At 46.5% G+C, this 7450-nt stretch carries 6 protein-coding genes, 1 tRNA gene and 1 pseudogene; 5 read left to right on the top strand and 3 right to left on the bottom strand.

Annotation, left to right across the window (positions count from 1 at the left end):
• Nucleotides 1-305: 305 nt before the first annotated feature.
• A complete protein-coding gene (locus DXT99_RS08110) occupies nucleotides 306-1457 on the top strand; it encodes a PQQ-dependent sugar dehydrogenase (protein WP_115565014.1) in 1152 nt (383 codons plus the stop codon).
• 285 nt (nucleotides 1458-1742) lie between these two features.
• Here the strand turns inward: DXT99_RS08110 and DXT99_RS08105 are convergent, their stop codons facing one another.
• Complete coding sequence (locus DXT99_RS08105; RefSeq protein ID WP_246000572.1) at nucleotides 1743-2948, bottom strand: sensor histidine kinase; 1206 nt, start codon at nucleotides 2946-2948, stop codon at nucleotides 1743-1745.
• Nucleotides 2949-3278: 330 nt separating this feature from the next.
• On the opposite strand from DXT99_RS08105, the gene DXT99_RS27705 reads away from it, so the two are divergent.
• Together DXT99_RS27705 and DXT99_RS27950 are read left to right on the top strand one after the other, a co-directional pair.
• Nucleotides 3279-3485 carry an SRPBCC family protein gene (locus DXT99_RS27705; protein WP_115565012.1) on the top strand — a complete coding sequence of 69 codons (207 nt, stop codon included), beginning with the start codon at nucleotides 3279-3281 and terminating at the stop codon, nucleotides 3483-3485.
• A 17-nt stretch (nucleotides 3486-3502) separates the two neighbouring features.
• Nucleotides 3503-3745: pseudogene (locus DXT99_RS27950) on the top strand (hypothetical protein); the annotation flags it as partial.
• A gap of 24 nt (nucleotides 3746-3769) precedes the next feature.
• On the opposite strand, the gene DXT99_RS08090 reads toward DXT99_RS27950, so the two are convergent.
• A complete protein-coding gene (locus DXT99_RS08090) occupies nucleotides 3770-4873 on the bottom strand; it encodes a Fic family protein (RefSeq protein ID WP_115565010.1) in 1104 nt (367 codons plus the stop codon).
• A gap of 473 nt (nucleotides 4874-5346) precedes the next feature.
• Nucleotides 5347-5420, bottom strand: a tRNA-Ile gene (locus DXT99_RS08085).
• A 93-nt stretch (nucleotides 5421-5513) separates the two neighbouring features.
• On the opposite strand from DXT99_RS08085, the gene DXT99_RS08080 reads away from it, so the two are divergent.
• On the top strand, nucleotides 5514-6146 hold the full coding sequence (locus DXT99_RS08080; protein ID WP_115565047.1) for an HAD family hydrolase: 633 nt from the start codon (nucleotides 5514-5516) through the stop codon (nucleotides 6144-6146).
• Nucleotides 6133-7422: a site-2 protease family protein gene (locus DXT99_RS08075; protein ID WP_115565009.1), complete on the top strand. Its 1290-nt coding sequence runs from the start codon at nucleotides 6133-6135 to the stop codon at nucleotides 7420-7422. Before DXT99_RS08080 ends, DXT99_RS08075 begins: the two co-directional genes overlap by 14 nt.
• Nucleotides 7423-7450 lie beyond the last annotated feature (28 nt).

The following is a 7450-nucleotide window of genomic DNA, read 5'->3' as shown; positions in this document are numbered from 1 at the left end:
ATCATGACGCGCAAACGCTTCAAAATCTCCAGGTTCTTTTTTTAATACTCATAATGCCTAGCCTTTTGCAGAGTTTTACGAAAAATCCCTTAAGTTGACGGCATTGGGTCGCGACCTGTCCGTACGAGACGAGTGCGCGATCATGTAAATACAAACTTCATTTCCACAAACTTCAGGCAACAAAATAAGGCTATGAGAATTGCACTATAAAGGATACCTGCTGGTGCTATAGTTTAAACCAGAACATCAATTGTGCTGCTGCGTTATCAGAAAAGGTAATAATTCTGAAGCAGTAAGATTGAACTATGAAAACAGCAGGAGGAAAATTGATAGCGCGTGCTATTCGTCGCACGACAGGAGCACTGGCATTTGTACTGATTACAATACAAGCCTTTTCACAAGAAAAGCCTACGGTACGCACCGAAGCGGGCGACATTGAAATTGAAGAACTGGCTGGGGACCTGAAGCACCCCTGGGGCATGGCTTTTCTGCCAGACAACCGGCTGCTGGTGACCGAGCGCGCCGGGAACCTTCGGATACTGGACACCGACAACAACCTTTCACAACCACTCAAAGGCACCCCTGAAGTATTTGTAAGCGATCAGGGTGGGCTGTTAGATGTCGCGCTGGACCCGGACTTCAGGCAAAACAACCTGGTATACCTCTCCTTTTCCGAACCAGGTGAAGACAGCACGGCATCAACAGCGCTGGGGCGCGGCAAACTGGAAGGAAATGAGCTAAAGGATTTCAAAGTCATCTTTCGGCAGGACCCCAAAGTGGAAGGCCCGAACCACTTCGGCGGACGCATCCTGTTTACGCAGGAAGGACACCTGATGCTCACCATGGCCGACAGGTTCAAGTTTGAGCCAGCGCAGGACCTCTCCAACCACATGGGTACTATTATCCGCATCAACCGGGACGGTACAGTACCCAAAGACAATCCTTTTGTAGGACAGGCAAATGCGAAGGACGAAATCTGGTCCTACGGCCACCGCAATATCGAAAGTGCCGCGTTTGATCCCCGCACCAACAAGCTATGGGTTGCCGAAATGGGACCAATGGGAGGAGATGAACTGAACCAGCCGGTAAAGGGCCGGAATTATGGATGGCCCGTCGTAAGCTGGGGAAAAAACTACGATGGCACTGATATCCCCAACCCGCCCACACACCCTGAATTTGCCAATTCTGTCATTGAGTGGACCCCTACTATTTCTCCTTCCGGGATGATATTCTATACCGGTTCTATGTTTCCTGCCTGGCAGAACAGCGCCTTCATCGGAGGGTTAACCAGCAGCGGTCTCGTACGGGTACAAATCAATGGGGAACAGGCAGAGGAAGTCGAGCGCATCCCGCTGGCAGTCCGCACACGCGATGTAGAACAGGCGCCTGATGGCTCCCTCTATGTGCTAACAGATTATGATAACGGCAAGATTTTACGCCTACACCTCCTGAAGTAGGTTGTAATAGTAACTGTCGGAAGATTTCTGCTCTGCTCAGAAAGGTAAATGGTTTAGCCTGAAATTGTTTTTCGGCTTCACAGGTTTACATAAATTTTTATTCATAGAGCGTGGCGCTACTTTATGAACAAAATGAACCATCCCTGCCCCTCCTTGAAACAAAGGAGGGGAGTTAAAGATTTTTTCAACTTCCAAATGGCCGACTTTTAGGGAAGTCTACATTAACTGTGTTCACAGAGAGCTGTATCAGTGTTGCTGTGTATTGCAATAACCTCCCTGAACCTCCTAGAAGATGATAAGGAAAGATGTTCCTCTGTCCAGGGTGCTTCTTACCTGAATCTGCCCTTTAACAGCATCTACTATTCGCTTTACTATATATAGGCCGAGACCGCTCCCTTCCACATGATCATGGAAACGTTTGAACATGGTGAAGACCTTGTCCTGCTTATCAGATGGTATCCCCAAACCGTTGTCTTCAACTGTAAGATGTGTCCTGCCTTCAACCTCTTCCATCCGCACGGTTACTTCCAGCTTCCTGTCAGGCGAGCGGTACTTGATGGCATTGCTCAAAAGGTTTTGGATGACGCTTTTTAAATTCTTTTTGGACAAACCCACCAAGAGTCTGTCCGCAGAGACTACCTTGATTTTCGCGTTGGATTCTACTATCAGCTTATGTAAGTCCATTTTTGCAGCTTCCACCACATCAAAGAAGTCTATTTCTTCGGGATCTTTACTCAAGCTTGCCTTTTCCAGCTCCACAATAGCTGTAAGGTCACTGATAGTTGTGTTAAACCGCTTAACGGAGGATTTCATCAACTGAACAATTTGGTTGACTTCAATCCTGTCTATCTGCCCCTTAGCGATAGTCTCAGAAAGTTCATCAAGCAAACCTTCGATGTTGGAAACTGGTGATTTCAGGTCGTGGGATGCTGTGTAGACAAAGTTGTCAAGTTCAAAGTTGGCACTGGCCAGGACTCTGTTCTGATTGCCCAACTCCATATTCGTCTTATAGCTGCGTTCCAGCAAATCCAGGCTTTGCAGGTGAAAAGCCAGCAGTTCCGCAAACATCGTGAACATGCCAATGACTTTACTATTGTTCACTTGTGCGGGTTTTGAATCTATGGCACAAAGGGTCCCGAAGAACTCTCCGTTCTTTAAGATGATGGGAAAGGATATATAGCTTTGAAGACCATACATTTTGGGCGTGTGGTGATTTTTGTAAAGGGGGGCCTCGCTGACGTTATCAATGATCACCGGCTTGCGGCTGTCCCGTATCTCATTGCAGATGGTCGTCTCAATCTTCAGCTCCCCTCCCTCTTCCAGGCCAAACTGCACTTCGTCCCGGACGCTGCAGGCAAGCCATCTGTCCTGCGTCACCCGGGCAACTGCCGCAAAGCCCATTCCAGTTGTTTGGCAAATAACATCAAGCATCATGGTGACAACTGGAATTTGCTTGACGGCTTCCATGTCCTTCAATAATTGGTCCGGCATATGAATCACTGGAATGTCACCTGTGTAGGAAAATAGTAGTTTTGGTAAGAGTAGTTAGTTACATTAAGCTCCCAACTGTATCGCTTTAAATTTAAAATAATTTTAGGAATTATGGTATAAAAAGCCACTTTTCCTAAGCTTGGAGAGTATTTATGACAGTACCAGCAACACCTGGTGGCAAAGCGTTGCTTTGCCACCAGGTGTTGCAAAGCTGCTTCTGCTGTATTAAAATTCCCCCGTTTCTTGGGACGGCAACAAGCGGTGACCCGTTCTGCAAGAAGCTGAGTTATCTATTCTTTGCTTTTCGGAAATATTAACAGATAAAAAATCATGAGCACTCCACTAATAAAAGAGTTTAATTATAATGTACCAATTGAGAAAGTTTGGCAGGCTTTAACTGATAAGGATAAAATGAAGGAATGGTATTTTCCTCAACTTAAACAATTTGAACCTATAGTCGGATTTAAATTTCAATTTGATGATAGCAGTGCCGAGTACCAAAAGGAATGGATTGTGACTAAAGTGGTAGAACGTTAGCGCATAATTGGGCTTATAAAGGCTATCAGGGAAATTCAGAGGTTATATTTGATTTATTTTCGGAAGAAGACAAAACTAAGTTAAGGGTGATTCAAACAGATATAGAGAGTTTTCCCAATCATCCGCATTTCAAAAAAGAGCGATTTGAGGGGGGCTGGGATAATCTTCTTGGACAGAACTTGAAGCACCTTCTTGAAAACAGTAACAATTCCACAAGCCGGTGTATAGGTACTTTTGCAGGGCTGATCCTTTTCGATTAGTCCTGCACAAAGTGTTTATTGAAATTAAATATTTAAAATATAGCGGGTACTCCGACCGCCACCTTCCTGGATGAACGCTCCCAGTTCCAGAAGATGCTGCAAATCTCTTGTTGCAGTCGCCTTGGAGGCTTTGGTAATAGCTATATATTTTCTTGCGTTCATACCTCCCTCAAAACCCTCCGGTCCTGCGTCAAGCATCCTTCTTACAGCCTTTATTTGCCGTTCATTCAGTGAGTTCCTGAACCGGTCAAAGAACTTCGATTTCTTCAGAATGAAATCGACAAGGCTGATAGCCTGTTGCTGTGAGGTTAGAATACCACTGACAAAGTATATAACCCAGGACGTGATGTCGTTGCTTTTCTGTGCCTGCTCCAAGGCATTGTAATACGCTTTCTTATCTGCCTCTATTGTCCTTGAGAGGCTAAGCAACACCGGACGGCCCAGGGTTTGCGACAAAGCTTTTTCTGCTATGGCGCGCCCGATTCTGCCATTGCCATCTTCAAACGGGTGAAGGGTTTCAAAATATAAATGTGCAACCGCCGACCTGACAGGGGCTTTCCTGATCTCATTGCCTCCTCCAGGTGCTGTATGATTGAACCATTGAATGAACCTACTCATTTCATCCGGTATGCGAGAAGAGGGAGGAGCTTCAAAATGCACCTTTTCTTTACCAAGCGCGCCTGAAACAACCTGCATCGGTTCCTCATGGCTGCGCCACACGCCGACTTTGACTTGTTTCTGCTCTTTTAAAAGCATCGTGTGCCATTGGAAGAGCTTCTCCACTGTCAAGGCATCCGCATAGGTTTTACGGGCATCGGCCATCAATTCACCCGCCCCTTGCGCCATTTTATCTTTTGTAGCTTCAAGGGTTTGATTAAGGCCGAGGTTATTGCGGATAGATGAAACAACATCCTGGCGGCTAAGGTACTCGCCTTCAATTTCTGACGTTTTGATAGCTTCAGCCACCATCATGTCAATCACAGCTTCCAACTGGGCCGCTTCAGGGAGGGCCTTCAACATCCCACTGACATGCCCCGTCAGCTCTGCGAACTCGAAGAGCATATCTTCTACTTCGCTTACATCATACCTGAATTCAAGCCAGTCGGGTTGTTGCCAATTGTAGATCATGAGCCGAATATAACGCTTAAATGGCTCAAATATAAAATAAAAATGAGCCGAATAACAAATTTAATCGACTCATACAAACTTGTATGCGCTAAGGCAGGAAACGTCGGCCTGCATCATGCCTACTTAGCTCGACTTTGGCATTTTCATAGGAACTCATTGTGATACCTAATATTGATTATTGATAGAGTTAAAAATCCATAAAATAATTTTGTGTGAACAACAATATACTTCACCTCATACCCTACCCTATTCTCCAGTACAATTGGTGTATATAAATAAGGAAGTGTTGTAACTATGGAGAGGCTATCAATAACTAAGAGGTTGCAACATCGCGCTCTTGATGAACTTTGTGCCACAAAAGCCAAGTGCCAACGGCACAGAATGAAAACAAGTGCTGAAGTCTAATACTGCTACTTGTGTGCTCATAAAAAAAGCACTTACAAGTTCTATCTCGTAAGTGCTTGATTATGAAGTGGGCCCACCTGGAATCGAACCAGGCACCTACTGATTATGAGTCAGTTGCTCTAACCGAATGAGCTATAGGCCCGTTCCCTTAAAAGGCATGCCTTTCTTTGATTTGGGAGTGCAATTTTACATATTTGCATTCAATATTTCAAATAGAAACGAAAATATTTTTTCCGTGGATCTGACACAAATTAAGAATATAATCTTCGACCTGGGTGGTGTCATCATTAACCTCAACTATAACAAGAGCATAGAAGAGCTGCAGAAACTGTGCAAAGAAAACTGTAGCATTGCCTATAACCAGAAAGAACAGAGCCAACTGTTCGACATGTTTGAGACAGGTGCCAGCTCGCCTGAGGCTTTCCGCAGTGAATTACGCGCCGCCTACGGCATCACCGCCTCTGATGAAGAGATAGACGCCGCCTGGAATGCCATGCTGCTGGACATCCCACAGGAGCGCATTGACCTGCTGCTGAAGCTAGGTAAGAAGTACCGCCTCTTTTTACTGAGCAATACCAATGCCATCCACATGAAACGTTTCAACGAGATAGTGGCGCGCAGCTTCACAATTCCAAGTCTGGATTCGCTGTTTGAGCAAAGCTATTACTCCCACCTCATTGGGAAGCGGAAGCCGGATGCAGCCATCTTTGAGCAGATTCTGGCCATGAATGGCTTAGAGAAAGAAGAAACGCTGTTTATTGACGACAGCATCCAGCACATTGAAAGCGCAGATAAAGTAGGGCTGAATACCCTTCACCTGCAGCCACCACTTACGATTAACGAGGTTTTTAAAAATGTTACCATCTAAGCAGCAGCACAACTACCCTCTTCACCTGCTGCTTTTCTGTATTACGCTCGTCACCACTACCCTTGCGGGAACGGAGTGGCGTTTTGGCAAGCTTTTCTTTGTGGGCCCGGAAGGCTTTGACTGGACAGGCACCATTACCTGGGCAGAGTTTGCAGGTGGACTTTACTTTTCATTACCCTTTTTAGGGGTGCTGACGGTGCATGAGTTCGGCCACTATTTCACAGCCAAATACTACCGTACCAACGTGACCTTACCTTACTACATTCCGTTGTGGTTTGGTATTTCTTTTTCGCTGGGTACCATGGGAGCCTTTATCCGGATAAAGGAGCGCATCTTTTCGCGGCGGCAGTTTTTTGATATTGGCGTCGCCGGGCCGCTGGCTGGTTTTGTGGTAGCTATTCCGCTGCTCTTCTACGCCTTTACACACCTCCCGCCGCAGGAGTATATTTTCGACATACACCCGGAGTACAAGCGCTTTGGGCTGGATTACGCACAATATGTGTACCAGGAAGGTTTAGGAAGCTTTTACCTGGGTAAGAACCTGCTGTTTATCGCCTTTGAGCGATTTGTAGCAGACCCGGAACTGGTGCCTAACAAGTATGAAGTCATCCACTACCCCCTGGTGTTTGCAGGTTACCTGGCGCTTTTCTTTACGGCGCTCAACCTGCTACCCATTGGTCAGTTAGACGGGGGCCATGTGCTTTACGGCCTGATTGGCTATAGGCAGTTTAACCGCCTCTCCCCCATCTTCTTCACTCTGTTCATCCTCTATGCCGGGTTGGGTATTATCTCGCCATACACAGAGCCTGTGTGGGCGGAAGAACTACTCGTGGTGTTTGCACCATTCAGTTATTGGGCGCTCTGGAAGATATTAGACGACAGGCGCCAGGGCTTGGCTGCGGCCATAGGGCTACTATTGCTCCAGTACGGTTTTTCTGAGCTTTTCCCTGAGCTGTCTGGTTACATCTGGATGTGGACGTTTTACATCCTGTACCTGCTGTTTGTGCTGAAACCGGCAGCGCCAACACTACCCTACGCCCTGTACCTGACGGCTTTTGTCGTGCTGGCACAGGTACTGATTTCTTTTGCCTTTCCAGAAGCGGATGGGTATAGTGGTTGGCTCGTGTTTGGCCTGCTTCTCTCGCGGGTAATGGGCATCTTCCACCCGTCCTGTCCTGACGAACGGCCCCTCACGCCTATGCGAAAGGCGCTGGGTATATTTGCGTTCGTCATCTTCCTTCTCTGCTTCAGTCCTTCGCCTTTTATTATTGAATAAAAAAGAAGCCATCCGGGTCCGGATGGCT

The sequence above is a fragment of the Pontibacter diazotrophicus genome, from assembly GCF_003367245.1.
In the GTDB taxonomy this organism is placed as follows: domain Bacteria; phylum Bacteroidota; class Bacteroidia; order Cytophagales; family Hymenobacteraceae; genus Pontibacter; species Pontibacter diazotrophicus.
Note: the sequence above shows the minus strand (reverse complement) of the source record. Positions and strands in the feature narration are given on the sequence as shown.

Excerpts from the sequence above, each read along its gene's own strand:
- DXT99_RS08110 (WP_115565014.1), top strand. The coding sequence starts at position 306 with ATGAAAACAGCAGGAGGAAAATTGATAGCGCGTGCTATTCGTCGCACG.
- DXT99_RS08105 (WP_246000572.1), bottom strand. The coding sequence starts at position 2,948 with ATGCCGGACCAATTATTGAAGGACATGGAAGCCGTCAAGCAAATTCCA.
- DXT99_RS27705 (WP_115565012.1), top strand. The coding sequence starts at position 3,279 with ATGAGCACTCCACTAATAAAAGAGTTTAATTATAATGTACCAATTGAG.
- DXT99_RS08090 (WP_115565010.1), bottom strand. The coding sequence starts at position 4,873 with ATGATCTACAATTGGCAACAACCCGACTGGCTTGAATTCAGGTATGAT.
- DXT99_RS08075 (WP_115565009.1), top strand. The coding sequence starts at position 6,133 with ATGTTACCATCTAAGCAGCAGCACAACTACCCTCTTCACCTGCTGCTT.